This is a genomic window from Pseudohaliea sp., assembly GCF_040217025.1.
Lineage (GTDB): Bacteria > Pseudomonadota > Gammaproteobacteria > Pseudomonadales > Halieaceae > Pseudohaliea.
Genome location: NZ_JAVJOA010000010.1, coordinates 72,885 through 95,868 on the forward strand (window position 1 = coordinate 72,885; position 22,984 = coordinate 95,868).

General features: G+C 68.2%; 21 protein-coding genes and 1 riboswitch. Of the genes, 12 read left to right on the forward strand and 9 right to left on the reverse strand.

Annotation, left to right across the window (positions count from 1 at the left end; genetic code table 11):
- Nucleotides 1–64: 64 nt before the first annotated feature.
- Nucleotides 65–382 carry a 2OG-Fe(II) oxygenase gene (locus RKE50_RS11650; RefSeq protein WP_350036605.1) on the forward strand — a complete coding sequence of 106 codons (318 nt, stop codon included), beginning with the start codon at nt 65–67 and terminating at the stop codon, nt 380–382.
- 72 nt (nt 383–454) lie between these two features.
- Nucleotides 455–1,363: an AEC family transporter gene (locus tag RKE50_RS11655; RefSeq protein ID WP_350036606.1), complete on the forward strand. Its 909-nt coding sequence runs from the start codon at nt 455–457 to the stop codon at nt 1,361–1,363.
- A gap of 9 nt (nt 1,364–1,372) precedes the next feature.
- On the opposite strand, the gene RKE50_RS11660 is transcribed toward RKE50_RS11655, so the two are convergent.
- Nucleotides 1,373–2,293, reverse strand: coding sequence for a glutathione S-transferase family protein (locus tag RKE50_RS11660; RefSeq protein WP_350036607.1), 921 nt, complete (start codon nt 2,291–2,293; stop codon nt 1,373–1,375).
- 220 nt (nt 2,294–2,513) lie between these two features.
- On the opposite strand from RKE50_RS11660, the gene RKE50_RS11665 reads away from it, so the two are divergent.
- Nucleotides 2,514–3,542: a TauD/TfdA dioxygenase family protein gene (locus RKE50_RS11665; protein WP_350036608.1), complete on the forward strand. Its 1,029-nt coding sequence runs from the start codon at nt 2,514–2,516 to the stop codon at nt 3,540–3,542.
- Nucleotides 3,543–3,627: 85 nt separating this feature from the next.
- Nucleotides 3,628–4,320 carry an SDR family oxidoreductase gene (locus RKE50_RS11670; RefSeq protein WP_350036609.1) on the forward strand — a complete coding sequence of 231 codons (693 nt, stop codon included), beginning with the start codon at nt 3,628–3,630 and terminating at the stop codon, nt 4,318–4,320.
- A 6-nt stretch (nt 4,321–4,326) separates the two neighbouring features.
- Here RKE50_RS11670 and RKE50_RS11675 read toward each other — a convergent pair whose 3' ends face one another.
- The 5 genes from RKE50_RS11675 to RKE50_RS11695 all read right to left on the reverse strand — a co-directional run bounded on the left by RKE50_RS11675 (nt 4,327) and on the right by RKE50_RS11695 (nt 8,243).
- Nucleotides 4,327–5,082: an SDR family NAD(P)-dependent oxidoreductase gene (locus RKE50_RS11675; RefSeq protein WP_350036610.1), complete on the reverse strand. Its 756-nt coding sequence runs from the start codon at nt 5,080–5,082 to the stop codon at nt 4,327–4,329.
- A gap of 74 nt (nt 5,083–5,156) precedes the next feature.
- Nucleotides 5,157–5,516, reverse strand: a complete 360-nt coding sequence (locus RKE50_RS11680) for a DUF3192 domain-containing protein (protein ID WP_350036611.1) — start codon at nt 5,514–5,516, stop codon at nt 5,157–5,159.
- Between the two features lie 134 nt (nt 5,517–5,650).
- The gene (locus RKE50_RS11685) at nt 5,651–6,142 is read right to left on the reverse strand and encodes a hypothetical protein (protein ID WP_350036612.1); all 492 of its coding nucleotides are present in this window, start codon (nt 6,140–6,142) and stop codon (nt 5,651–5,653) included.
- A gap of 11 nt (nt 6,143–6,153) precedes the next feature.
- A complete protein-coding gene (locus tag RKE50_RS11690; RefSeq protein ID WP_350036613.1) occupies nt 6,154–7,500 on the reverse strand; it encodes an FG-GAP repeat domain-containing protein in 1,347 nt (448 codons plus the stop codon).
- A 71-nt stretch (nt 7,501–7,571) separates the two neighbouring features.
- Nucleotides 7,572–8,243 (reverse strand): NUDIX hydrolase, encoded by a 672-nt coding sequence (locus tag RKE50_RS11695; RefSeq protein ID WP_350036614.1) that lies wholly within the window; start codon nt 8,241–8,243, stop codon nt 7,572–7,574.
- Nucleotides 8,244–8,412: 169 nt separating this feature from the next.
- Between RKE50_RS11695 and trhA the strand changes: the two genes are divergently transcribed.
- Together trhA and RKE50_RS11705 are read left to right on the forward strand one after the other, a co-directional pair.
- Nucleotides 8,413–9,042, forward strand: coding sequence for a PAQR family membrane homeostasis protein TrhA (gene trhA / locus RKE50_RS11700; protein WP_350036615.1), 630 nt, complete (start codon nt 8,413–8,415; stop codon nt 9,040–9,042).
- A gap of 121 nt (nt 9,043–9,163) precedes the next feature.
- Nucleotides 9,164–10,138, forward strand: coding sequence for a calcium/sodium antiporter (locus tag RKE50_RS11705; protein WP_350036616.1), 975 nt, complete (start codon nt 9,164–9,166; stop codon nt 10,136–10,138).
- 15 nt (nt 10,139–10,153) lie between these two features.
- Here the strand turns inward: RKE50_RS11705 and RKE50_RS11710 are convergent, their stop codons facing one another.
- Entirely contained in the window at nt 10,154–11,941 is a 1,788-nt protein-coding gene (locus RKE50_RS11710; RefSeq protein WP_350036617.1) for a DEAD/DEAH box helicase, read from the reverse strand.
- A gap of 303 nt (nt 11,942–12,244) precedes the next feature.
- Between RKE50_RS11710 and RKE50_RS11715 the strand changes: the two genes are divergently transcribed.
- A complete protein-coding gene (locus RKE50_RS11715) occupies nt 12,245–14,521 on the forward strand; it encodes a fatty acid cis/trans isomerase (RefSeq protein ID WP_350036618.1) in 2,277 nt (758 codons plus the stop codon).
- Between the two features lie 223 nt (nt 14,522–14,744).
- Here the strand turns inward: RKE50_RS11715 and RKE50_RS11720 are convergent, their stop codons facing one another.
- The gene (locus RKE50_RS11720; protein ID WP_350036619.1) at nt 14,745–15,599 is read right to left on the reverse strand and encodes an NmrA family NAD(P)-binding protein; all 855 of its coding nucleotides are present in this window, start codon (nt 15,597–15,599) and stop codon (nt 14,745–14,747) included.
- Nucleotides 15,600–15,767: 168 nt separating this feature from the next.
- Between RKE50_RS11720 and RKE50_RS11725 the strand changes: the two genes are divergently transcribed.
- Both RKE50_RS11725 and RKE50_RS11730 read left to right on the forward strand, forming a co-directional pair.
- Nucleotides 15,768–16,781: an AraC family transcriptional regulator gene (locus tag RKE50_RS11725; protein ID WP_350036620.1), complete on the forward strand. Its 1,014-nt coding sequence runs from the start codon at nt 15,768–15,770 to the stop codon at nt 16,779–16,781.
- Between the two features lie 51 nt (nt 16,782–16,832).
- Nucleotides 16,833–16,916, forward strand: a riboswitch (cyclic di-GMP riboswitch).
- 17 nt (nt 16,917–16,933) lie between these two features.
- Entirely contained in the window at nt 16,934–18,523 is a 1,590-nt protein-coding gene (locus RKE50_RS11730) for a hypothetical protein (RefSeq protein WP_350036621.1), read from the forward strand.
- 6 nt (nt 18,524–18,529) lie between these two features.
- Here RKE50_RS11730 and RKE50_RS11735 read toward each other — a convergent pair whose 3' ends face one another.
- On the reverse strand, nt 18,530–19,780 hold the full coding sequence (locus RKE50_RS11735) for a serine hydrolase domain-containing protein (RefSeq protein WP_350036622.1): 1,251 nt from the start codon (nt 19,778–19,780) through the stop codon (nt 18,530–18,532).
- A gap of 155 nt (nt 19,781–19,935) precedes the next feature.
- On the opposite strand from RKE50_RS11735, the gene RKE50_RS11740 reads away from it, so the two are divergent.
- The 3 genes from RKE50_RS11740 to RKE50_RS11750 are packed head-to-tail and all read left to right on the forward strand — an operon-like array spanning nt 19,936 to nt 22,982.
- Nucleotides 19,936–21,096: an efflux RND transporter periplasmic adaptor subunit gene (locus RKE50_RS11740; protein ID WP_350036623.1), complete on the forward strand. Its 1,161-nt coding sequence runs from the start codon at nt 19,936–19,938 to the stop codon at nt 21,094–21,096.
- On the forward strand, nt 21,089–21,781 hold the full coding sequence (locus RKE50_RS11745) for an ABC transporter ATP-binding protein (protein WP_350036624.1): 693 nt from the start codon (nt 21,089–21,091) through the stop codon (nt 21,779–21,781). The genes RKE50_RS11740 and RKE50_RS11745 overlap by 8 nt, the downstream gene beginning before the upstream one ends.
- Entirely contained in the window at nt 21,768–22,982 is a 1,215-nt protein-coding gene (locus RKE50_RS11750) for an ABC transporter permease (RefSeq protein WP_350036625.1), read from the forward strand. The genes RKE50_RS11745 and RKE50_RS11750 overlap by 14 nt, the downstream gene beginning before the upstream one ends.
- The last annotated feature ends 2 nt before the right edge of the window (nt 22,983–22,984 follow it).

The following is a 22,984-nucleotide window of genomic DNA, read 5'->3' on the forward strand; positions in this document are numbered from 1 at the left end:
TTGCTGCCGGGCGTGACTTTCGCGACTCCGCATCACATCCGTCGTCACTGGTACAATCCATTTCATGAGCTCATCCCAAGGCAGGGCCAGGGTCAGGAACCGGGTCCTGTTCCAGTCCCGGCGCCTCAGCGTCTACCTCGTGCATTACGCCAGGGGGCACCGCATCATGCCCCACGTCGACATGGTGGCAGAGGGACGGCTCTACAAGCTCAACTGCGTGCTGGTAAAGCCGAGACGCGGCGGCGAGTTCTCCTGTGAGCGCAGTATTTTCAACCTCCTCGGTCGGCTGGTGCTGTTCCGGCCCGACCTCTACCAGCACCAGGTGTCGACGATCGAGGACGGAAGCCGCTGGCTGCTCAGTGTCGCGCTGACCCGGCACTGAAGCACCCGGGCCGGCTGCCCTGTCGATGAGCCCCGGGTGTATCCTGCGCACCCGCTCCCCCGGCATCGTGTCATGACCTTCGTCCTCGCCCTGCTGCCCGTTATCGCCATCGTTTCCATCGGGCATTTCCTCGCCCGGCGCAACAGCCCGCCCGCGGAAGGCTGGCGGGCCATCGAGCGGCTCTGCTACGTCCTGCTCTTTCCCTGCCTGATCATCCGCGTGCTGGCAAACGCGCCCTTCGAGCAATCACCCTGGCCCATTGCCGCGGCGCTGATCGGCGCGCAGTTGCTCATGACCGTCGCAGGGCACGGCGCGCGGCTCTGGCCGGGCATCCGCCGCGCCACCGTCGGCAGCATCATCCAGTCCAACGTGCGCTGGAACACGTTCGTCGCGCTGTCGCTCGCGGGCACGCTCTACGGCGAAGAGGGCATCGCGCTCACGGCGGTCGCCGCCGCGGCCATGATTCCGACGGCGAACGTCATTTCCATCCTGGGGTTCAGCCAGTACGGCGACAGGGAGATCAAGCGACACCCTTTCCTGGAGCTGTTCCGGAACCCGCTGGTGCTCGCCTGCCTGATCGGGGGACTGATCAATGCGAGCGGCCTCGTCCTTCCCGCCGTGATCGACCGGGTGCTGGAGACGCTTGCGGCGGCGGCTCTCGCCCTCGGTCTGCTCGCGGCGGGTGCCGGGCTCGATCTCGGCGCACTCAGGCGCTCGGGCGTACCCACGCTGTGCTGGTCTCTGGTCCGTCTCCTGGGTCTGCCCGCCCTGGCGATCGCCAGCGCCCGGAGCCTCGGGGTCGACGGGGTCAGCCTTGCCGTCATCGCCATTGCCGCCGCGACGCCCACGGCCACCAACGGCTACATCCTGGCCCGTCAGCTCGGCGGCGATGCACCTTTCATGGCCAACCTGATCGCCACCCAGACGGTGCTCGCCGCGATAACCATGCCACTCGTCATGTGGAGTTTCGGCCTGCTCTGAGCAGGGTGCTCAGCCCAGTTCATAGCCCTCGCGCGGGAAATGCACGTGCAGCGTACCCAGGCGCTCCGACTCCCGCGCAAGGATGTAGCGTTCGCCGGTGGCCGCGACCAGCGTGCCGGTGACGCCGATGCGCGCGTAGTCGTCCGGCGCGATCGTCACCTCGCTGCCCATCGCCTCGTGCGCGCCCGGATCGTCCGGCAGTGCCCGCGGGTTGCTCTCCGCCGCCTCTGCAAAGGCCTGTTCCGGTGTCATTTCCCGGCGCTCACCATGCCCCAGGGATGCCATGCGATCCAGCCAGGTGCCCACCGCGGCGTAGCGCCCGAGGGTACCGGCGCCGCCGACACTCTGCGCGAGCCAGATCGGGTGGTAGGCACAGAAGTCGGCGTAGCCGGGCTGGTCGCCACCGAGCCAGTCGCGGTCCGCGAGGTGGACATCGAGGTCGGCCAGATAGGCATCGAACAGCCGGCCCGCTTCCGCACCCCGGGGCGGCTGGGTGCTCGCCCCCTTCATCATCCCCGTTCGATCGCGGATGAAGCGGAGGGTGCCGAGCGGGCCTGCGGAGGAAAGCAGCTTGCCCAGCAGCTTGAGCGGCGGCGCCGAGGTGATCGCGGCGAAGAACACATCGCCCTCCGCCCGCCCGGCGAGCGCCTGCGCGCCGGGATCCGCTATGGTCGGCGCGAGTTCTGCGCGCCCGGTCAGCGCAGCCACCTCCGTCGCGATCAGCGCGGTGTCACAGAACACATCGGCACCGACCTGTGCCACGGGAATACGCCGATAGCCGCCGGCGAGCGGATCGACGTCCGGCCGCGGCGGGTACGGCGAGGTGAGGACCGAACCCCAGGCCTGGCGGGCAAGGCCGAACATGGCACGGATTTTCTCGGCGTAGGGTGACGCCTCGTAGTGATGCAGGAAGAACGTGTTGTCACTCATGATTTACCTCTTGCCATGCCACAGGCGGCCAGGTGCCCGGTGCCGCGGGAATGCCGGTAGCGGGCCACCGGCGACCCGCAAGGCCCGAGGGTACGGGATAGCGCGCCCGGGCGCACTAGCCCGGGCGACACTCTGTTATCGTTGCGGGATCACCGGGTCCTGGCTGCCCGGCTTACATTCAGCAGAGGAGGCGCGAGCACCGGCACCGAAGGAGGTACCCATGGCGACCCGAGACGTTCCCCACGAAACACCCGTTCCACCGCCGGACCCGGACCGCCTGCGCATCCTTGAAGAGGCCGGCGGCCGCCTCGAGCCCCTGTCCCCGCTCGGCGCGAGCCTGGCGGGTATCGACCTGCGGAGCGACCGGCCGGAGGATGCCGTGCTCACCGCCCTCGAGGCGGAGATGGCGAACCGGGGTTTCATCGTCTTCAAGGGACAGCAGGGGCTCACCGCCGAGCAACTGGTGCAGGCCTGCCAATGGTGGGGTGGTCGCGCTCTGCACTCCACCCACGGCGTGCACCCGGCGACGCCGGGCGGCAACCGGCATATCTTTCGCCTGTCCAACGACCAGCACCAGGGCATCCTCGGCGTGGGGCCGCTGTTCCACAACGACGGCGCGTTCTGCGAGGCGCCCTTTTCCCACGTCGCCTACCACATGGTGCGCGTGCCGGAGCACGGCGGCGGCACTGTCTTCGCTCACCTGGGTGCCGCCTTCGATGCGCTGCCGGCCGCAACGCAGGCCCGGTGGCAACGGCTGTCATCGGTCAATGCGACCACCGGCGTGGTCCACCCGCTGGTGCACGATCACCCGGTCTCCGGCCGGCGCAGCGTCTGGCTGCACCTTGGCATGACCGGGGCGGTGATTGAGAGTTCGCCCGGGGGGAGTGAACACCGGCTGCTCGATGAGGACGAGCTCACGGCACTTTGCCGGGACTACAACGCTCTCCTTAGCGACGGCATCGACCAGGGCTACACCCTCCCCTACGAGTACGAGCCCGGTGACTGCGTGTTCATCGACAACTACGCCGTCGCGCACAAGGCCGCCGGCGCGGCGCATCGGCCTGCCGCGGAGCAGGGGCTGCGCATCATGCACCGGGCGACGATCAAGGCCCCCTTCGAGAACTTCGCGCCCGGCCACGGCCTGCCGCAGGTCCTCGACATCGGCGGCCCCAATCCCTTCGGCCGGGGAGTCTGGAAGGCCGGGGGCATCGGGTTCCGCTGGGATGCCACGGCGCCGATGCAGAACTGAAGGTGGCAGCTGCTAGACTGGCGCGTGCCCGCGGCTTCCGCAAGGGCACGACCGGTAAGTCGACCACAGAAGGAATGAGTTCACTATGCCTACCGCAATGATCACCGGCGCAAACCGCGGCATCGGCCTCGAGATGCTTCGCCAGTACAGCGAAGCCGGTTGGCAGGTGGTGGGGACCTGCCGGGACGTCGCGGGCGCCGACGCCGCCCGCGAGCTCGCCGACAGCAACCCGGCCGTCACCTTGTACCCACTCGACGTGACCGACAGCGGCGCCGTCGAGGCACTGGCCGATCAGCTCGAGGGCACCGCCATCGACGTCCTGATCCTCAACGCGGGCGTCATGAGCCCCGCTTCGAACAAGCTGGGGAAACTCGACGCAGCGGACTTCCTGCACGTGCTCGAGGTCAACGTGGTCGCACCTGCTATCTGTGCCCAGGCCTTCCGCAGCCACGTGGCGGCGAGCGAGCGCAGGACCCTGGCCGGGATCGGCAGCTTTCTCGGCAGCATCGCCTGCAACGACGACGGCGGGCTGTACAGCTACCGAAGCAGCAAGGCGGGCATCCACGCGGTGATGCGCAGCCTGAGTGTCGACCTGCGCGAGCAGGGAGTCATTGCCATTGCCATGCATCCGGGCTGGGTGCAGACCGACATGGGCGGCGCCGATGCCACCATCAGCGCGCAGGAATCGGTTGCCGGGATACGCCGCGTCATCGACGGGCTGACGACCGGCGACAGCGGCCGCCTACTCACTTACTCGGGCGAAGAGCTGCCCTGGTAGACCCGCCTACCAGGCAGTCCAGCCGCCGTCGACGGCGAGGACGGCCCCGGTGACAAAAGAGGCCTCGTCGCCGGCGAGGAACAGCGCGGCACTGGCAATCTCGTCGGGCGTGCCCAGCCGTTTCACCGGGTGCATGGACTCGATCATCGCCTGGCCCTCGGCTGTGGCACAGGTGGTGGCGCGGATGAGGGGTGTGTCGATACCGCCGGGTGCAATGGCATTCACGCGGATGCCCTGCTCCGCGTAGTCGATGGCGCAGGTACGGGTCAGGCCGACGACGCCGTGCTTGGCAGCGGTATACGCTGCCGCGCTGGGAAAGCCGACAATACCGGCGGCCGAGGCGATGTTGACGATACTGCCGCGGCCGCGCGGATGCATGCAGCGCAGCTGGTGCTTCAGGCAGTGGAAGATGCCGTCGAGGTTGTTCGCCATCAGCGCGCGGTAGGCCGCCGTGTCGGTTTCATGCAGCGGGCCCGTCGGTCCGAGGATACCGGCACAGTTGACGGCGCAATCCACCCGGCCATGCTCGGCGACCAGTGCATCGAGGGAGGCCGCAACACCCTCCTCATCCACTACATCCAGCACGCTGGTAATGAGCTTCCCGCCCGCCGCGCTGTGCGCCGCGGCCAGCGCTGACAGTCGCTCCGCGTCGCGGTCGATCGCGGCAACGACCGCGCCTTCGGCGAGGAACCGCGCCGCGACGGCTTCCCCGATGCCGGATGCGGCGCCGGTGACGTAGGCAATCTTCCCCTCGAGTTTCATCAGGGCTCTCTCCGCTGTGGTTCAGTGGGCGCATAGTCTTACCACAGGAGAGCGCGTCGTGCCGCCCCGCGGGATCAACGCACCGTGTCGTAGACCCGCTGACCCCAGCCCACAAGCTCATCGTTCCGGAAGATCACCGGTGTCGTCTCGTCGCGGCTCGTCTCCCCGTCGCTGTGGCGGTGTCGCGTGCGGTAGAAGAGAACACGTAGTTCCTCGCCATCGCGGGTGAATGCCTCGGAATCGGCGGGCGTACCGAGCCGCTCGATGACGGCTTCCCGCGACATGCCGATACTGAGCTGGCTGATCGCCTCGCGGTTGTCCTCCTGCGCACTGCGCCAGTCGTCCATATCGACGTGTTCGCCGTCGATAAAGATGCAGCCGGTAGCGGTGAGGGCAAGCAGGGTAACGACAAAGAGCCGGGATAATGCCTTCAAGGGAAATCCTCCTGGGTTGGGGTGGGTGGCCCGATGGCCGGGAGGTCCATTATCCCGTCGGCGACGGCAGACTTCCCCCGCCGGCGCGGCCGTTCGTCGCACGGCAGGCGCACCCCGTCGCGTCGCGGCTTTGTTCAGCCGCTAACGTCCGCTTCGTCGTCGCTGTTCACGTCGATCGAGGCTGCCTTTACCAGCGGCGCCGGCTGCCGCGGCGCCGCCCAGTGACAGTTCGCGGCGAGCAGGTCCTCGATGATGGTGGCGAGGTCGCTGTAGGCGCGCTCCGCCCGCGCGCGCTGCAGGCCGGCGATGCGGCTCGTGGACTCGCCGTGATGCCAGGTGAGCCGGCCACTGAGCAGGACGAAGCCCTGCTGGGACAGCACAGCACCCTCGATGCCAACGTCCCTCGGCTCGACCGAGCGATAGTTGAGCAGGCCGTGTTCCGCGAGCCAGATGAGCGTCTCGAAGCAGGCGCGCGACTTGCGGTCGGGCAAACCGGTCATGTCCCAGCGGATCGGACCGGTCAGGTCCTCGACCAGGAGGAGATAGCGCACCGGGAAGGCAGCGTGGAGTTTGCACAGCGCCTCCGCCGTTACGTAGTAGAAGTCGTCGATGTGTGCGCCCGTCATGACCGTCGAGGCTACGGTGACGGCACGCGTTGATCAATGCCCGCGCCGGCGGCAGGCCAGCCCCGGGGCAGTGACGCCAGGTCTACCACGCCCGGGCTGCCCGGCAGCGCGCCCGAGCGCAGTGCCTGGCCGTTCAGAATGGCCGCAAAGGTGGGTCCCCGGTGTGGCCCGCTTTCCAGTGCAACGGCGCGGCGGAAGGTCGGGCCCAGCAGCAGCAGCTCGGCGGCCGGCCGGCAGCGTACGGCGGCGTCACCGGCATCGACCAGGGTCAGCATCAGCTCGGCAATGCCGTCGGCGGTGAGATCGCCGACGGCCAGGGAATGCACGCGGCACCCCGCGTAGGCGGGCGCCAGCGCAAGGCGGAACCCGGAGCGGTAAGCGACCGCCCCGGCCCCCGGTTCCACCCGCAGGCCCTCGAGGACGACCACGGTCGGCGCCGCGTCCAGCGTCGTCGCACCGACGAAGCTGTCACCCTTGCCGCTCGAGAGCGGGGCGAGGGCGAGCACCTGCCAGCGCCGGGATTCAGCGAACAGGGGAACGGCGCGGCAGCGGTCGCCCGCCAGCTCGACGTAGGCATCGACCCCCTGGCGCGCGGCGCAGGCGACGATGTCCTCGCGACCGTCGCCGTCGAGGTCCGAGGTGGCGAGGCAGCGGGACCCGGCTTCCGCCGGCAGACAGCTCTCGATACGGGTAAAGCCGGCGGGGCCCTCGTTGCGGAACAGCGAGGTCGCGTTCGGCTGCGCGTCTTCCCGCCGACCGAACACGCTGGCGGCCAGGTCCCGGTCGCCATCGCCGTCCAGGTCGAGGGCGCGCGCGAGCCGGCTCCGCCCCGTGGGGTACTCGGCACCGAAGTTCGGGACCGGGGTGAAGCCCCCGCGACAGTCGCCCTCCCAGAGCTCGTTATCGTGGCCACCGGCGCCGCGCTCCGCGCCGGCGACGCAGAACAGGTCGAGGCAGCCATCGCCGACCAGGTCTGCCGCCACGCAGCCGTGGCGATCCTCGCCCGGGGGCAGTGGCCTGGGCGCAGGCTGATAGGCACCGTCGCGATACAGGAAAACGCGATCGGCAATCGGGTAACGCCGGCTGAGCCCGGCCGAGAAGGCATGCCCGCCGAGAAAGAAATCGCGCCGGCCGTCGCCGTCGAAGTCGGCAGTGACCGGCTCGTAACCGTGCCGCGGCTGCAGCGCCGGCGCCGCGTAGTCGACAACGACCCCCGTCTCGGTGGCGACCGCGGTAACGGGCAGGGACGCGAGATCTCCCGCATCGCCACAGCCCGCCGCGCTGCCGGCGAGGAGCAGGAGGGCAGCCAGCCCGCGGACAAAGGTGCGGGGGCTGAAGCCGGTCTGGGCAAGGGGCATCAGGCTACCTGGCAGAGCATCGATGTAGAGCGGCGCCAAGGATAAGGGCGGGGCGGCGTCGGAACAACCGGTCAGCGCCAGGCGAACAGCGGCTGCTCGAAGTGAGCGACGCGGGTATGCCGGCCAAGCAGCGCCACTTCCCGGAACTGGTACAGCATTGCGCCCGTCGGCGCGTAGATGACGTCATCGTGAAAGCGCATGGACAGCACCTCACCATCGCTCTCGGCAATGCGCTGCAGCACCGGTGAGTCGCGGCGCGCCAGCTCGCGGAAACGGAACGGCCGCACCAGCTCGACCTCCCCGGGGTTCGGCGTGAGGTCCTGCCAGGCACAGTCACTCCAGACCACGACCGGCGTGATCACGTAACCCGAGCGCGTGGCGTAGTCGTCGAGCTGGCCGAGCACGTCGTCGGGGCCGGCGAGCAGGCCGACCTCCTCGTGCAGCTCCCGCAGCGCCCCCTCGACGGCCGACTCACCCTGGTCCCGGCGCCCGCCGGGCAGGGCCCACTGCCGCGAATGGGCGCGCAGCGATGCGCTGCGCCGGGTCACGACAATCGCGGCGTGATCGCCGTCACGGCATACGGTAAGGCTCACGGCCGCGGGGCGACGGCCCTCGGGCGAGAGCTGCCGGCGCCCGAAGGCGGCAAGGTGTCTCGCCAGCACACTTCTGAGCCCGGGGTTGTAATGATGCAGTTCCAGGTAAACACTCCGGTTGTTCTCCGCCGGCCGCTTACCGGCAGGCATCGCCATTCTTCCGGCGCAACAGCCGCAAGGCAAGACGCGCCTTGCGCGGAGACCGGGCTGGCACGCTGAAAAGCAACGATTCAAACGGGCAGGACACTAGGCGTCGCGGTGTGGCTCACCGTATGCTGGTACTACCGAGATACGCAAAGAGCCCGGCACCACCGCTCCTATGTACTACGGGGAATACCTGAACAGCATCAGCCATCTCATCGGCGCCGTCCTCGCGCTGGTCGGCTTCGGTGCCCTCATGGCCATCGCCATCCAGAGCGGCGATGCTCGGATAATCGTCGGCCATGTCGTCTACGGCCTGACGCTGGTCCTGCTCTACACCATGTCGACGCTGTACCACAGCTTCCACCCGCCGCGGCTGAAGCAGCTGTTCAAGGTCCTCGACCACATCAGCATCTACCTGCTCATCGCCGGCACCTACACGCCCTTCATGCTGGTGACCATACCCGGCCCGAAGGCGACCGCGATCCTCGCCGTGGTCTGGGGCCTTGCGGCTCTGGGGACGCTGTCGGAAGTCTTCCTGCGCGGCCGTATCGTGAAGGCCATCCAGCTGGTGACCTTCCTGGCCATGGGCTGGGCCTGTGCCCTGGACCTGGAGAACCTCCGCGCCGCCCTGCCCCGCCCCGGTTTTCTCCTGCTCTTTCTTGGCGGCGTCGCCTACACGGTCGGCCTGATCTTCTACGTCCTCGACAAGCTGCAGCGCCTGACCCACGCCCACGGCATCTGGCACGCGTTCGTGCTGTGCGGATCCGTGGCCCATTTCATCGCGGTGATCGGGTACGTCCGCTAGCGCCTGAGTGCGACGCAGACGAGCGCCACAGAACACCCGGACGCCGCGGCACGAAAGTTGACGCGCACCAGCGGAATCACCGTTAGACTCTGCGCCTCCTTATCGGTCACCATGAGCACCCATGATCCTACCGTCCATCGCCATCGTCGGCGGCTTCATGCTTCTCGTCTGGAGCGCAGACCGCTTCGTCGAAGGGGCTGCCGCCACGGCCCGCCACGCGGGTATGCCCTCGCTGCTCATCGGCATGGTCATCGTCGGCTTCGGCACCTCGGCGCCGGAGATGGTGGTCTCGGCCATGGCCGCCCTCGACGACAGCCCGGCGCTGGCCCTGGGCAACGCGCTTGGGTCGAACATCACCAACACGGGGCTGATCCTCGGCCTCACCGCGCTCGTAGCGCCCATCATCGTGCAGTCGAAGATCGTGCGCCGGGAGCTGCCGCTGCTGCTGTTCATCAGCCTGGTCACGGGACTGCTGCTTTGGAACGGGGTCCTCGGCCGCCTCGAGGCGCTGGGCCTGCTTGCCGGCTTCTTCGCCCTCATCGGCTGGTCCATCGTCGAGGGCCTGCGCAACCGGCACGACCCGCTCGCCAGCGAGGTCGACCAGGAACTGGAAGCCCGCGCGATGCCCCTGGGACGGGCCGTCTTCTGGCTGGTCGCGGGCTTCCTGCTGCTGATCGTGAGTTCCCGCGTCCTGGTCTACGGCGCGGTGAGCATCGCCGGTGCGCTGGGCATCAGCGACCTGGTCATCGGCCTGACCATCGTCGCGCTCGGAACATCGCTGCCCGAGCTGGCCGCATCGGTCATCGCCGCCCGCCGGGGTGAGCACGACATCGCCATCGGCAACGTCGTCGGCTCGAACATGTTCAACCTGCTGGCGGTCATCGGCATCGCCGGCGCCATCAACCCGCTGTCGTCGATCGCGCCCGAGGTCCTTTACCGGGACTGGCTGACGATGATTGGGCTGACGCTCCTGCTCCTTGTCATGGCCTTCGGCTTCGTCGGCCCGGGCCGCATCAACCGGCTGGAAGGGCTGGCGCTCCTCGGCTGCTACGTCGCCTACACCACCTGGCTCGTACTCCAGGCGACGGGCCCCTAACCTGAACCCGGCGGACTAGCGCCGCTTCGGACCTGCCTGTTTCGGCCCTGCCTTGCGCCGCCCGGCCTTGCGGGGCGTGCCCTCGGGGCCGCCGCCGGCGCGGGAAATACGCAGCTTCTGGCCGCTTACCCAGACCGACTGCAGGTGCCGGTAGATCTCCGCCGGCATGCCCTCGGGCAGGTCGACCAGGCTGTGGTCATCGAAGATCTGGATGCGGCCGATGTACTGCGCGTCCACTTCGGCCTCGTTGGCGATGGCGCCGACGATATTGCCGGGCCGCACACCGTGTTGCCGCCCCACCTCGATGCGGTAGCGCTCGAAACCCTTCTCCGGACGGTCGCCGCCCCGGCACCGGTGAGGGCGGCCGGGCCCTGCATCCGAAGCTGCCTGCCCCCCAGGTCCGTCGCCGGCGCCCGGCTCCTTCCCCGGTGAAGCCCGCCGCGCGGCGCGATCGCCACCCTTCGCCGGGCCGGTTTCCTCGCCCCCGATCGCCGGGCGTGCTTCACCCTGGCTCATGAGCACGAGGGCCGCGGCCACTTCGATCACCGGCACGCCGAATTCCTGCTGGTAGTCCTCCACCAGGCGCCGCGCGGAGGCCAGGTCCTGGCTGGCGAGCGTTTCGGTAATGCGGGCCTTGAAGCGCGCGGCCCGGCGGTCGGTGACGTCGTCCGCCGTGGGCAGCGCCATGGGCTCGATGGGCTGGCCCGTGGCGCGCTCGATAGCGCGCAGCAGCCGGCGTTCGCGGCTGGCGGCGAAGAGGATGGCCTCACCACTGCGCCCCGCCCGGCCGGTGCGGCCGATCCGGTGCACATAGGCCTCCGGATCGTTGGGGATGTCATAGTTGATGACGTGGCTCACGCGCTCCACGTCCAACCCGCGCGCCGCCACGTCCGTAGCCACCACGATGTCGAGCCCGCCGGTTTTCAGCCGCTCGACGGTCTTCTCCCGCTGCGCCTGCGGAATATCGCCGTTCAGCGCGGCAGCGGTGAAGCCCCGCGCGGCCAGCTTGTCGGCGAGCTCCTGCGTGGCGAGGCGCGTGCGGACGAAGATAATCACCCCGTCCGTGTCCTCGGTCTCGAGAATCCGCGTCAGCGCATCCAGCTTGTGCACGCCCGCCATCATCCACACCCGCTGACGGATGGCGGCGTTGGTCACGGTCTTCTGCCGGATGGAAATCTCCTCCGGCTCGCGCAGGTGCCGGCCGGCGATCCGCCGGATCGCGTCGGGCATGGTGGCGGAAAAAAGCGCGATCTGGCGCTCAGCGGGCGTCTGCTCGAGGATCCACTCCACGTCGTCGATAAAACCCATGCGCAGCATCTCGTCGGCCTCGTCGAGCACGAGGGTCCGCAGTGCCGAGAGGTCGAGGGAACCGCGGCGCATGTGATCCATCACACGCCCCGGCGTGCCGACGACGACCTGTACGCCGCGCCCCAGCGTGCGCAGCTGCGCCCGGTAGTCGGAGCCGCCATAGATCGGCAGCACGCGGAACCCCTCGAGATGGGTGGCGTATTTCTGGAACGCCTCGGCAACCTGGATTGCCAGCTCCCGCGTCGGTGCCAGCACCAGGGCCTGCGGCTTTGCCGAGGACGGGTCCAGCGTCGCCAGCACCGGCAGCGCAAAGGCCGCTGTCTTCCCCGTCCCGGTCTGTGCCTGGCCCACGAGGTCACGGCCCGCCAACAGCGGCGGAATGGTCAGCGCCTGGATGCTGGAAGGGGCCTCATAGCCCACCTCGCCGAGGGCTTTCAGCAGGAAGGCGGGCAGGTCGAGCTCGGCGAAGCTGCCGGGCGTGGTGGTACTGTTCATGGCGGGACCGGGTAACAAGCGGGGCGCCTTTCTCGGAGCGCCCGCGGACTATACCGTTTTCCGGCGGCGCAGGCCCGTGACAAATCGCCTTGCGCGAGTGCGCGTTTCGTGAGCCAGCGTGGACAGCCGGCCCCGCTTGGGCGCTAACGGTTCCCGGGCGCTGCTGCGGGGTAGGCCTCACGACACCGCGTCACGACCCCCTGTCTTGATCGAACAGCCCGCCTTGGCTACCGTGAAAGGGACTCCCGCCGACGGCCCGTGCCCACCATGCCCCCTGCTCACCGATGCGCCACGCTGCGGCCAGTGCCGCCCCTCGCCTTTCCCATCCTGCTGGCACCGGCCCTGGCCCTGCTGCTCCTGGCGGCCGGCAATGCCCGCGGCGAGGAGCTGCTTGCGAAACGCTACCCGCCCGCGGTGAAAGAGGTGATCGAGCAGCGCTGCGTCGTCTGCCATGGCTGCTACGACGCCCCCTGCCAGCTGAAGATGGATGCCTGGGCGGGCCTCGCACGCGGGGCGAACAAGAAAAAAGTCTACGACGGGACGCGCCTGCTGCCGGCCGAGCTGACCCGGCTTTACGAGGACGCCCACAGCCTCGACGGCTGGCGCGACAGGGGTTTCTTTTCCGTGATCGACCCCTACGAGCCTCGCGACGGGATTCTCTACCGCATGCTCGCGCTCAAGGCAGAGCATCCCCTGCCGGCGAAGGGACCGCTTCCGGACGACTTCGACTTCAGCCTCGACCGGGACCAGGCCTGCAGCAAGGCCGACCAGTTCGACGACTACCGCACTGACCGGCCCCAACAGGGCATGCCCTATGGCTTCCCGGGCCTCGACGCCGAGCGGCAGCAGGTTCTCACGGACTGGATCGATGCCGGGGCTCCCGGAGTGCCCGCTGCGCCGGTTGCGGCGGAGGAGCAGCAAGCCATCGAGCGTTGGGAGCGTTTCCTGAACGGCAGCAGCAACCGCGAGCGGCTCATGAGCCGCTATGTTTTCGAGCACCTGTTCATCGGCAGCCTCTACTTCGACGAGCTCGACGGCGCGCGCACCTGGTACAGCCTGGTGCGCTCGAAAACACCACCCGGTGAGCCCATCGAGCTGATCGCCACGCGCCGTCCCTACGACGATCCGGGCGCGGACCGCTTCTACTACCGCCTGCAGCCGCGCTACCTCACGCCGCTGGCCAAGCGGCACATGCCCTACGCCCTGAACCCCCAACGCATGGCGCGCTGGCGGGAACTGTTCCTGGCCCCCGACTACACGGTCGATACGCTGCCGGGCTACAGCGGCGATGAGGCCGCGAACCCGTTTATCACCTTCGAACAGCTGCCCGTCGATGCGCGCTACCGCTTCATGCTCGACGAAGCCCAGTTCACGATCATGGCCTACATCAAGGGCCCGGTCTGTCGCGGGCAGGTGGCCCTCAATGTCATCGACGACCATTTCTGGGTGGCCTTCGCTGCACCCAATGCCTTCGACCCGGAACAGAGCGCGCGCTTCCTGGCCGAGCATGCCCACGAGATGCGCCTGCCGCAGCCGAAGGGCAGCCTGGTGGTCACGCTGCTGCAGTGGCGGAGCTATGCAAAGAGCCAGCGCCGCTACCTGGAGGCCCAGGCGGAAGCCATTGCCCGGGTGATCGAACAGGACGCGCTGAGCCTAGACCTGGACCTGATCTGGACCGGCGGGCCCGAGCGCAACGAAAACGCCGCACTCACGGTGTTCCGCCACTTCGACAGCGCCACGGTCGCCAAGGGCTTTCTCGGGCAGCTGCCCAAGACCATGTGGATCATCGACTACTCGCTCCTGGAGCGCATTCACCACCTGCTCGTCGCCGGCTTCGATGTCTACGGCGCCGTGGGCCACCAGCTGGAGAGCCGGCTGTACATGGACTTCCTGCGCATGGAGGGCGAGCAGGCCTTCCTGCTGTTCCTGCCGGAGGAAGCACGCGCCGATGTGCGGGACTACTGGTACCGCGGTGCGCGCGACCACGTGACCGACTACCTGATGTCGCCGGGCAATGCCCGCTATGAGCGCCCCACGGCTATCGAGTACCGCACGGACGATCCGCGCACCGAGCTCATGCGGCGTCTGAGGGTGCACATTCCCACGGCTGCGAACGCGCGGTACGCGGTAAAGCGCGAGGAACTCGCCGGCCTGATGAGCGGCGCGGACGCGAGCTTCAGCTACCTCCCCGAGGTCGCCTTCCTGCAGGTACTCGACCGCCGCGGCGAGCGCGAGTATTACTCGCTGGTCCACAACCAGGGCTTCAGTAACAACGCCCAGCTGTTCCAGGAGCAGAACCGGCGGCTGCCCGAGGAGGACACGCTGACCGTGGCCCGGGGTTTCGTTGGCGCCTATCCGAACCAGTTCTTCCAGGTTGCCGAGCAGGAACTGGACCGCTTTGCCGACGCGCTGCGGACACTGGAGAGTGACGAGGACTACACGGCGCTGGTCGCGCGCTACGGCGTGCGCCGCACCGCCCCGTGGTTCTGGAAGCTCAGCGACGACATCAACGCAAGCTACCGCGCCAGCTTCCCGGCGGAAGCCGGCCTCTTCGACCTGAACCGCTACCAGAACCGCTAGGAATGCCCGGCTCCATGGCGTAGCGGGCTTTGGACGTATGTCTCCGGGCTAGACCCTTTGCGACCGCTCGCCGTGCCGCTTCCCCGCAAAGGCTGCAATACAGGGCGCAGCGATTACCGGTTCAACAAGAAGTGCGCCGAGTACCCTGCCCATTGAGCGAGTCATCGGAGCGTGCCTCACTGCTGCCCGGGCGGCACCCGGGCGGCTTCTGCGATAACGGGCTTCATGCGGCTTTGCTCCAAAGGCCCGTCGCTGCGACCTCGCGCGCGTAATCGGCGAAGTCCCGGGGCGGGCGGCCGAGAGCGCGTTGCACCCCGTCGGTGAGATGCGCATTGCGTCCGTCCAGCACGGTAGCGAACAGGTAGTCGAGCATCCAGAGTACGTCCTGCGGCGCGCCGGAAGCAGCGACGCCCTCGATAAATGCCGCGTGCGGTACCGGCTGGTACGAGATCGTGCGCCCGGTTGCCCTGGACAGTTCCTCTGCGACTTCCGCCAGGGTCAGCATCCGCGGACCCGTCACCTCATAGAGCCTGCCGCTGTGGCCGGGCTGGGTAAGAGCGACCACCGCGACTTCCGCGATGTCATCGACATCGACAAAGGGCTCTGGCGTCTCCACGGCAGGGAGGGTGATGGCACCGGCCTGGACCATTTCGACGAATGCGCCTTCAGAGAAGTTCTGGTTGAACCAGCTTGCCCGGACGATCGTCCAGTCGATACCACTCGCCTGAACGATCGCTTCGCAGGCCTGTGCCTCTTCCTCGCCCCGCCCCGAAAGCAGCACCAGGTGTTTCACGCCGGCCACTCCTGCGCGACGGACGAACTCAGCGATCGCATCGCTGGCACCCGGCATCGCCAGATCGGGCGCATAGTTGATGTAGATCCGGGTAACCCCCATGAGGCACTCATCCCAGGTAGCTGTATTGTTCCAGTCGAAAGAAGGTGACGCCGAGCGTGATCCTTTGCGGACCGGGACACCCAGGTCCTCGAGGGAAGAGACGATTCGACGGCCGGTCTTCCCGGTGGCGCCGAGCACCAGTACGAGTTCATTGGTGTCTGCTTTGACAGTTTGCGTGGTCATGGCAATGCTCCTAAAGTCTGCGTGACGTGCGAGCACATCGTTGCAAAGCAGCGGGCTGCCTTCTTGACCGCTGACGCCGTTTCTTTGGCCGAAGGCGCCAGGAAGCATCACTAGCCAACAGCCGGCGGGATTCAGTCGAAACCCTCCCTCCCAGCAACGGACAGCGGGATGAGCGAGATAACCTCTCTGTATGTCTACAAGGTCGTCGCTGCGGCTGGCCCTGGCGTTGAAACAGCGGACCTTGTCAGACAGCTCGGGCTTTCCCCGGAGGGACCTGTCGATCCGACCCGGATGGTTCCGTCAGCAGCGTATTACGATTTCTTTGCTGCACTGGCTGATCGTGATCCCGAGGGCCTCTCCCTGCCACTGCGGGTCGGCGCTGCGATGAGCTCTGACGAATACGGCGCGTTCGGTCTCGCCTGGAAGTCCGCGCCGACCCTGCGCGCCTCCTTCGCAAGATCGGAGCGCTACGGTCATGTTCTGGGCAGCGCAGAAACCTACGCTGTAGAACATACCGCAGACGGCGTTTTCTTCAGCCTCGAGAAGGCCGGCGACGGCCAGGTGGGCATGCTACTGTCCAACGAGGCCAGCATGTCGGCAGTCGATGCGATCAGCAGGGAAGTAAGCACAGCGAGCTTTTTGCCCCTGGCGGTCCATTTCAAACATGCGCCGAGGGGCGATGTTTCCGCGTACGAGGACCATTTTGGCTGCCCGGTTCACTTCGGATCAGGACGCGATGCCCTGCTGGTAAGCGAGGAGAGCATCAGTGTCCCGAACCGGCTCGGTGACGAGACGATTGCCGCCTTCTTTGACAAGCACCTCGAGCAGATGCTCGCGACCGTGTCGAAAGACAGCAGCCTCGAGCTGCGCGTCCGGCGTGCTGTCGCAGAGGTGCTAAGTGAAGGCGTTCCTTCCCTGTCTTCCATTGCCTCGGCACTTGCTATGAGCGCTCGAACGCTGCAGCGGCGACTGTCCGACGAAGGCAACTCGTTTCAGAATGTCATCGATGCGGCGAGGAAAGATCTCGCTCACCGCCTTCTGAACGAGACGGACTACACAATCGCTGAAGTGGCGTTCCTGACGGGATTCGCCGACCAGAGCGCGTTCACGAGAGCCTTCAAACGCTGGGCGGGGCAAACCCCGCGTTCCTATCGGCTGAGCGCAGGTCCCGCCCGGAGTTGACTCCCCGTAGCGATCGACTACGTTTAGCTGTACCTCGGGTGGTTTTCCGGGTGGTGAGAAAGGCAAACCCGTCGAAAGGCGGCGACGCAAAGTGACCGGCCTACGGAGTTTCTCCAGGGCAGCGGCATTACCCGACACTCGGAGCTCAGTCCATGAGGAAACCGCCCAACCTTGTCTTCCCGCTAATTCCAGCCCTCGCCGTACTGGCCATTGCCGGACTGGCCGCCTGCACGAGCGATGATTCGCCACCGGCGGTAATCAAGCCGGCTGCGCAACCGGAGGATGCGGAGGCCACGCAGAGCCGCGCGGTGCTCGGCGCACCGGAATACTGGGAGCCGGCACCGGAGGAGGGGGTCGAGCTCGGCTTCGGCTGGGACAGCCGCAAGGGGCGCATCGTGCCGAATCGCTGCGTGCGCATGACGCCAGTCCGGGCCTCCGGGCAGGTGGCCCGGGCGAGCCTGAGCGAGGTGACCGATACCTCCGAGGTCATGAAATCGCTGAAGGTCAGTGCCGCCGTCGCGGTGAAGACCATGTTTGCCAAGGGCAGTGCCGCCGCTTCTTTCGCGAAGTCATCGCGGGTGTCTGCCCAATCGACGACCTTCCTGCTCGACGCCACCGTGGAGAACGGCGTGCTCTTCGCGGGTCCCTACGGACCCGCCGACGAGGCGCGCCTGGCGTATCCGTCACTCGAGGCCCATGCGACCGCGGCAGGTGGCGAACCGGCAAGCCGCCTCACCCTGCAACCCTGGGCGGGCGGATTGATGAACGACGCTGCGACGTTTCGTGCCTATTGCGGCGACGCCTATGTCTCGGCCATTACCAGCGGTGCACGCCTATACGCGACGATCTCGTTCCGCAGCACGAGCTCCAGCCAGTCGCAGAAGGTGAAGACGGCGATCGAGGGCACCTATGGCCCTGTCAGGGCGGAGGCGAAAGCGGCCGCGACTCATGCAGAGACGCTCGCCAACACCTCGCTTACCGTGCACAACCTGCAGGTGGGCGGCAGCGGCGGCGAAATCGCCATGAGCAAGGATGCGCTGCTGGAAAAGCTGAAATCGCTGGCTGGCGAGGCCGAAGCGTCACCCCAGTTCCAGTACCTGCGCCTGACACCGTACTCGCAGATGCCGGAGTGGCGCGGCACCGATACCTGGATGCAGGCGGAAGACGAGTTCGAGGTCATCGCGGACTACTACTGGCAGCTGACCAATCTCGATGATGAGATCGAGACGATTCTCGCTGACTACAAGAACTACAATAAGCTGACCGGTAAAACCCAGCCGGAGCTCCGGGCCTTCCAGGACGACGTTCTGCGACTGCGCCGGCTGATCCACAGCGCGATGCAGCCCGACCCGGAAGTACCTGCCGACGCGCTCCCTGCATCGACAGACGGTAGTGCGTCGGCGCCGATCGAACTTTTTGCTGCGCCGAAGACGGTCTTCAAGGCGCCGTCCGCCATCGATGTCGGGCTCCTCGCCGGCAATCCGACCCTGGGGCAGCTGGCGGACGAACTGGCGGCGGCTTCGCCCTTCGGTAATCCGAGCCTGCTGCGCATTCACCTGCCGATTCCTGACCACGTCAGCACCGCGACGGACGCGGCCACGCTTCGCGAGGCGGTTGTCGACTGGTATGTGCGGCCGCGCGCAAAGCGAGCCTGTGACCGCGACCCGACGGAAAAGGACTGCCTGACCAACGCCGAGCTCGATGACGTCCAGCAGTTCGTCGTGGTTCGCGCCGGCGGGTAGCCAGGGCTATTGCTTCACCGCATCTCCTGACGCCCAGGAGCCACTGCGAGCCAGCTGCCGGGCGACCGGCAGCATGTCGTTGACGGTCTCGCTGAAATCGAGCCCGGTGCCGAACCAGGCGATCACCAGTTCCCGGGGCGGGTCCACGTACAGCCCCTGGCCATCGTAGCCGCTCTTGAAGAAGGCGCCGTCCTCCCAGACGAAGTCCCACTGCCACGCCGAGTGGCGGGGCAGGTCGTCACCGAGGAACTCGCGCAATTCATCGAGGTCCGCCGCTTCCAGTGCGATACCGCGGCCCTGGATGGCCTCGACCAGCGCGTCATCGACCACGCCGAGGCGCGCCGTCGCCGTGAACGCCTCCCCGAAGCGCGCGAGGTCCCGCAGCCGCAGCGAGAAGCCGCCCGCCGCGTAGGGGTAGCCATCGCCGCTGATGGCGATAAGGGCATCTGCCTCCGGACCGAGGCGGTCCCAGAGCTGCTCCCGGACGACGGTGGCGAAGGGTTTGCCCGCCACGGCCTCGATCACCAGGCCGAGCACGGCCGTGTTGGCCGAGACGTACTCGTTCCTCGCGCCCGGCGGGCCGCGTCGCGCCATGGCCGCGATTTCCGCGGGGAGGCTGCTGTCGCGCCCCGTGGGTGCAGTGATGTCCAGCGATTCCTCGAGGCGATAGATGCAGGTCGAGGGATCCTGGTAGCCGTCGCTGTCCAGGCAGTCGATGCCGGACCCCATGTCGGCGACCGCCTGCAGCGGCGTTCCGGCCCAGGCCGTCCCCGCCAGCATTGGCAGGTAGCGCTCTACGGGGGCATCCATGGCCACGCGTCCCTCGCGCACGAGCGTCGCCAGCGTCGCGGCCGTGATCACCTTGCTCACGGACCAGGCGAAGTGCCGCTGCCAGGTCTCCATGTGCGGATAGGCCTCGAAGGCGATGGCGCCGCGGTACAGCACGAGGACGCCGTCCAGCAGCGGGTCGCCGGCCACGTAGTCCGCGAACGGGGAAGTGCCGCCACCATGCGTCACCGGCACGGCCGCGAGGGCGTCGTCCGGCGCCTGCGGCAGCGCCCGGGGCGGCATCGTGCGCGGCACCGTCGCGTGGTAACGGTAGGCCGGTGCGTGCAGGTGAAACTGGCGGCTCACGGCGCCGCCGCTGTCAAAGTTTTGCCGCGTGACCGAGGTAATGCGGTCGCGGAAGGGCTGCGCCGAGGCGACAGCGCAGGCGAGACAGAGGGTGGTGGCTATGACGGCGCGCAGGGTGGGCATGGCAGGGCTCCGCAGGGTCTCCGCAAGCATCATACCGAAGACGCGGCGGATCCAGGCACCGCCACTGAAACAGCCCAACCTTGACCTGCCGCACTGGCCTTTCGCGGCAGGGCACGCATACTGGGGGTCAAGCGGGCAACCAGAGGCGCGCCACGATGCACGGCAAGACCGGAGTCCTTCTCTCGATCCTGGCGGGGGTCGTCGCCCTCGCGCTGCTTGTCGCCTGGTTTACGCGGCCGGCGCCGCTCCCGGTACGCGTGGAGGCCGTGGCCAGGGGGCAGGTGCAGGACACGGTGGCCAACACGAAAGCCGGCACCATCGAGGCCTGCCGGCGCGCCGGCATCTCGCCCCGCCTCGGCGGCCAGATCGACCGCATGCCCGTCACCGAGGGCGACGTGGTCGAAGCCGGCGAGATCCTCATGGAATTCTGGAACGACGACCTGCGGGCGCAGGCGCGGCTGGCCCAGAGCGAACTCACGGCCTCCGGGGCGCGGCGCGAGCAGGCCTGCATCGTCGCCGACCGCGCCGCCCGGGAAGCAGTGCGCCAGCGGCGCCTCGGCAGCCAGAACCTCGCCTCCGAGGAAGCCATCGACAATGCCGAGAGCCAGGCGCTCGCCCAGCAGGCAGCCTGTACCGCCGCCCGCTCGGCCGTGGAGGTCAGCCGGGCACGGCTCGAGGTGGCCCAGGCGGCGCTGGACCAGACGCAGCTGCGCGCGCCCTTCCCCGGTGTGATCGCCGAGGTGAATGGCGAGGTCGGCGAGTTCGTCACGCCCTCCCCCGTCGGCATCCCGACGCCGCCGGCGGTGGACCTCATGGACATCAGCTGCCTCTATGTCTCCGCCCCCATCGACGAGGTCGATGCACCGGCGATCCGCGTGGACATGCCGGCAAAGATCTCCCTCGATGCCTTCGACGACCGGGTATTCGCCGGCCGGGTCCGGCGCGTGGCGCCCTACGTCCTCGACGTGGAAAAGCAGGCGCGCACCGTTGACGTGGAGGTCGCCTTCCTCGAGGCGGCGGATTGCGACTGCATGCTCCCGGGCTACAGCGCCGATATCGAGGTGATCCTCGCCCAGCACGACGACGTGCTGCGTATCCCTACCCAGGCCGTGCGCGAGGGCAACCGCGTGTACCTCGTGGGCGATGACGGCCGGCTCGAGGAGCGAAGCATCGACACCGGCCTGCGCAACTGGGCGTGGACCGAGGTGACCGCCGGCCTCGAAGCCGGCGACACGCTGGTCCTCTCCGTCGACCGGGAAGGCGTCGCGCCCGGTGTCCTGGTCGAGGCGAAGCCGGGGCCCGGCGGCGATGATTGAGCTCTCGCACATCGACCGGCATTTCCAGGTCGGTGACCAGCTCGTAAAAGCCCTGGACGATGTCACGCTGCACATCGGTGCGGGGGAGTACGTCTCCATCATGGGCCCCTCGGGCTCGGGCAAGTCGACGCTCCTGAACCTCATCGGGCTGCTCGACCGGCCCACCGCGGGGAGCTACCGCCTCGAGGGCACCGACGTCACCGCCCTGAGCGACGTCGAGCAGGCGCGGGTGCGCAACAGCCAGATCGGTTTCGTTTTCCAGATGTTTCACCTGGTGCCCCGGCTCACCGCTGCGGAGAACGTCGAGCTGCCCCTGCTGCTGGCGGGCATGGCGGCGGAGGCGCGGCGGGCGCGGGTCGCCGCGGCGCTCGAGGCCCTGGGCATGGCCGACCGCGCGCATCACAAGCCCGAGCAGCTCTCCGGCGGCCAGCGCCAGCGCGTGGCCATCGCCCGCGCCACGATCACAAAGCCGCGGGTGCTGCTCGCCGACGAGCCCACGGGCAACCTCGACCACAAGTCCGGAGGCGATGTGATCACCATCCTCGAGGGACTGGTAGACGCGGGCATCACCCTGATCATGGTGACCCACGACCCGGCCATGGGCGGCCGCGCGCGCCGGCAGCTGAAGATGATGGACGGGCGCCTGGCCAGCGACGAGACGGGCGGAAACGATGGCGCTGCATAGCGCGGACGTGGCGCGCTTCTCCTGGCGCGCGCTCACCGGCTACCCGGCCCGGACCCTGCTCATGCTCGTCGCCATGGCCATCGGCGTCGGCTCCGTGGTGGTCCTCACCGCCCTCGGCGAGGGCGCGCGGGGTTACGTGACCGGCGAGTTTGCCTCCCTGGGTACCAACCTCGTGGTGGTACTGCCCGGGCGCTCCGAGACCGCCGGCGTCAACCCCGGCGCGATGTTCGGCGAGACGCCGCGGGACCTCACCCTCGACGACGCCCTGGCGCTTACCCGCTCGAGCCGCGTGCGCCGCGTCGCCCCGCTGAACGTGGGCTCGGTGTCCGTCAGCTACGGGCCCCGCTCCCGCGACGTGGTCATGCTCGGCTCCACCAGCGAACTGCTGCCCGTGCGCCACTGGCGCATGGCCCAGGGCAGTTTCCTGCCCGCGTCCGATATCGACCGGGCCCTGCCGGTGGCCGTGCTCGGCCAGACCATCCGCGACGAGCTCTTCGGCGCCGAGCGCGCCCTCGGCGAGTGGCTACGCATCGGCGACCGCCGCTTCCGCGTCATCGGTATCCTCGCGTCCGAGGGCCGCTCGATCGGCGTAGACACGGACGAAACCATCATCGTCCCCGTTGCCGCCGCACAGCAGCTTCTCAACACGCGGTCGCTGTTCCGGATCCTCATCGAGGCGCGCAGCCGCGAGGACATCGCGCCTGTGCGGGACTTCGTCGAGGCGACGATCGCGGAGCGGCACCAGGGCGAGAAGGACGTGACCGTGGTCACCCAGGACGCCGTGCTCTCCACCTTCGACGACATCCTCGGCGCCCTCACCCTCGCCGTCGGCGGCATTGCCGCCATCAGCCTCGCCGTGGCCGGAATCCTCATCATGAACGTGATGCTGGTGGCCGTCTCGGAGCGCACCGCCGAGATCGGCCTGCTCAAGGCCATCGGCGCCACGCCGCGGCAGATCCTGCTGCTGATCCTCGCCGAGGCGTCCCTGCTGTCACTGCTCGGCGCCCTCCTCGGTCTCGCCATCGGCCAGGCGAGCGCCCTCGGGCTGCGCCTCGCGCTGCCCATCCTGCCCGCCTACGCACCGACCTGGGTCATTGCCGTGGTGGTCGCCATCGCCATGGTCACGGGCGTGGTCTTCAGCCTGCTGCCGGCACGCAATGCGGCGCGGCTGGACCCGGTCCTCGCCCTCTCGCGGAGGTAGAC

Excerpts from the sequence above, each read along its gene's own strand:
- RKE50_RS11655 (WP_350036606.1), top strand. The coding sequence starts at position 455 with ATGACCTTCGTCCTCGCCCTGCTGCCCGTTATCGCCATCGTTTCCATC.
- RKE50_RS11660 (WP_350036607.1), bottom strand. The coding sequence starts at position 2,293 with ATGAGTGACAACACGTTCTTCCTGCATCACTACGAGGCGTCACCCTAC.
- RKE50_RS11720 (WP_350036619.1), bottom strand. The coding sequence starts at position 15,599 with ATGACCACGCAAACTGTCAAAGCAGACACCAATGAACTCGTACTGGTG.
- RKE50_RS11650 (WP_350036605.1), top strand. The coding sequence starts at position 65 with ATGAGCTCATCCCAAGGCAGGGCCAGGGTCAGGAACCGGGTCCTGTTC.
- RKE50_RS11665 (WP_350036608.1), top strand. The coding sequence starts at position 2,514 with ATGGCGACCCGAGACGTTCCCCACGAAACACCCGTTCCACCGCCGGAC.
- RKE50_RS11725 (WP_350036620.1), top strand. The coding sequence starts at position 15,768 with ATGAGCGAGATAACCTCTCTGTATGTCTACAAGGTCGTCGCTGCGGCT.
- RKE50_RS11690 (WP_350036613.1), bottom strand. The coding sequence starts at position 7,500 with ATGCCCCTTGCCCAGACCGGCTTCAGCCCCCGCACCTTTGTCCGCGGG.
- RKE50_RS11730 (WP_350036621.1), top strand. The coding sequence starts at position 16,934 with ATGAGGAAACCGCCCAACCTTGTCTTCCCGCTAATTCCAGCCCTCGCC.
- RKE50_RS11670 (WP_350036609.1), top strand. The coding sequence starts at position 3,628 with ATGCCTACCGCAATGATCACCGGCGCAAACCGCGGCATCGGCCTCGAG.
- RKE50_RS11675 (WP_350036610.1), bottom strand. The coding sequence starts at position 5,082 with ATGAAACTCGAGGGGAAGATTGCCTACGTCACCGGCGCCGCATCCGGC.
- RKE50_RS11685 (WP_350036612.1), bottom strand. The coding sequence starts at position 6,142 with ATGACGGGCGCACACATCGACGACTTCTACTACGTAACGGCGGAGGCG.
- RKE50_RS11705 (WP_350036616.1), top strand. The coding sequence starts at position 9,164 with ATGATCCTACCGTCCATCGCCATCGTCGGCGGCTTCATGCTTCTCGTC.
- trhA (WP_350036615.1), top strand. The coding sequence starts at position 8,413 with ATGTACTACGGGGAATACCTGAACAGCATCAGCCATCTCATCGGCGCC.
- RKE50_RS11710 (WP_350036617.1), bottom strand. The coding sequence starts at position 11,941 with ATGAACAGTACCACCACGCCCGGCAGCTTCGCCGAGCTCGACCTGCCC.
- RKE50_RS11745 (WP_350036624.1), top strand. The coding sequence starts at position 21,089 with ATGATTGAGCTCTCGCACATCGACCGGCATTTCCAGGTCGGTGACCAG.
- RKE50_RS11740 (WP_350036623.1), top strand. The coding sequence starts at position 19,936 with ATGCACGGCAAGACCGGAGTCCTTCTCTCGATCCTGGCGGGGGTCGTC.
- RKE50_RS11695 (WP_350036614.1), bottom strand. The coding sequence starts at position 8,243 with ATGCCTGCCGGTAAGCGGCCGGCGGAGAACAACCGGAGTGTTTACCTG.
- RKE50_RS11735 (WP_350036622.1), bottom strand. The coding sequence starts at position 19,780 with ATGCCCACCCTGCGCGCCGTCATAGCCACCACCCTCTGTCTCGCCTGC.
- RKE50_RS11750 (WP_350036625.1), top strand. The coding sequence starts at position 21,768 with ATGGCGCTGCATAGCGCGGACGTGGCGCGCTTCTCCTGGCGCGCGCTC.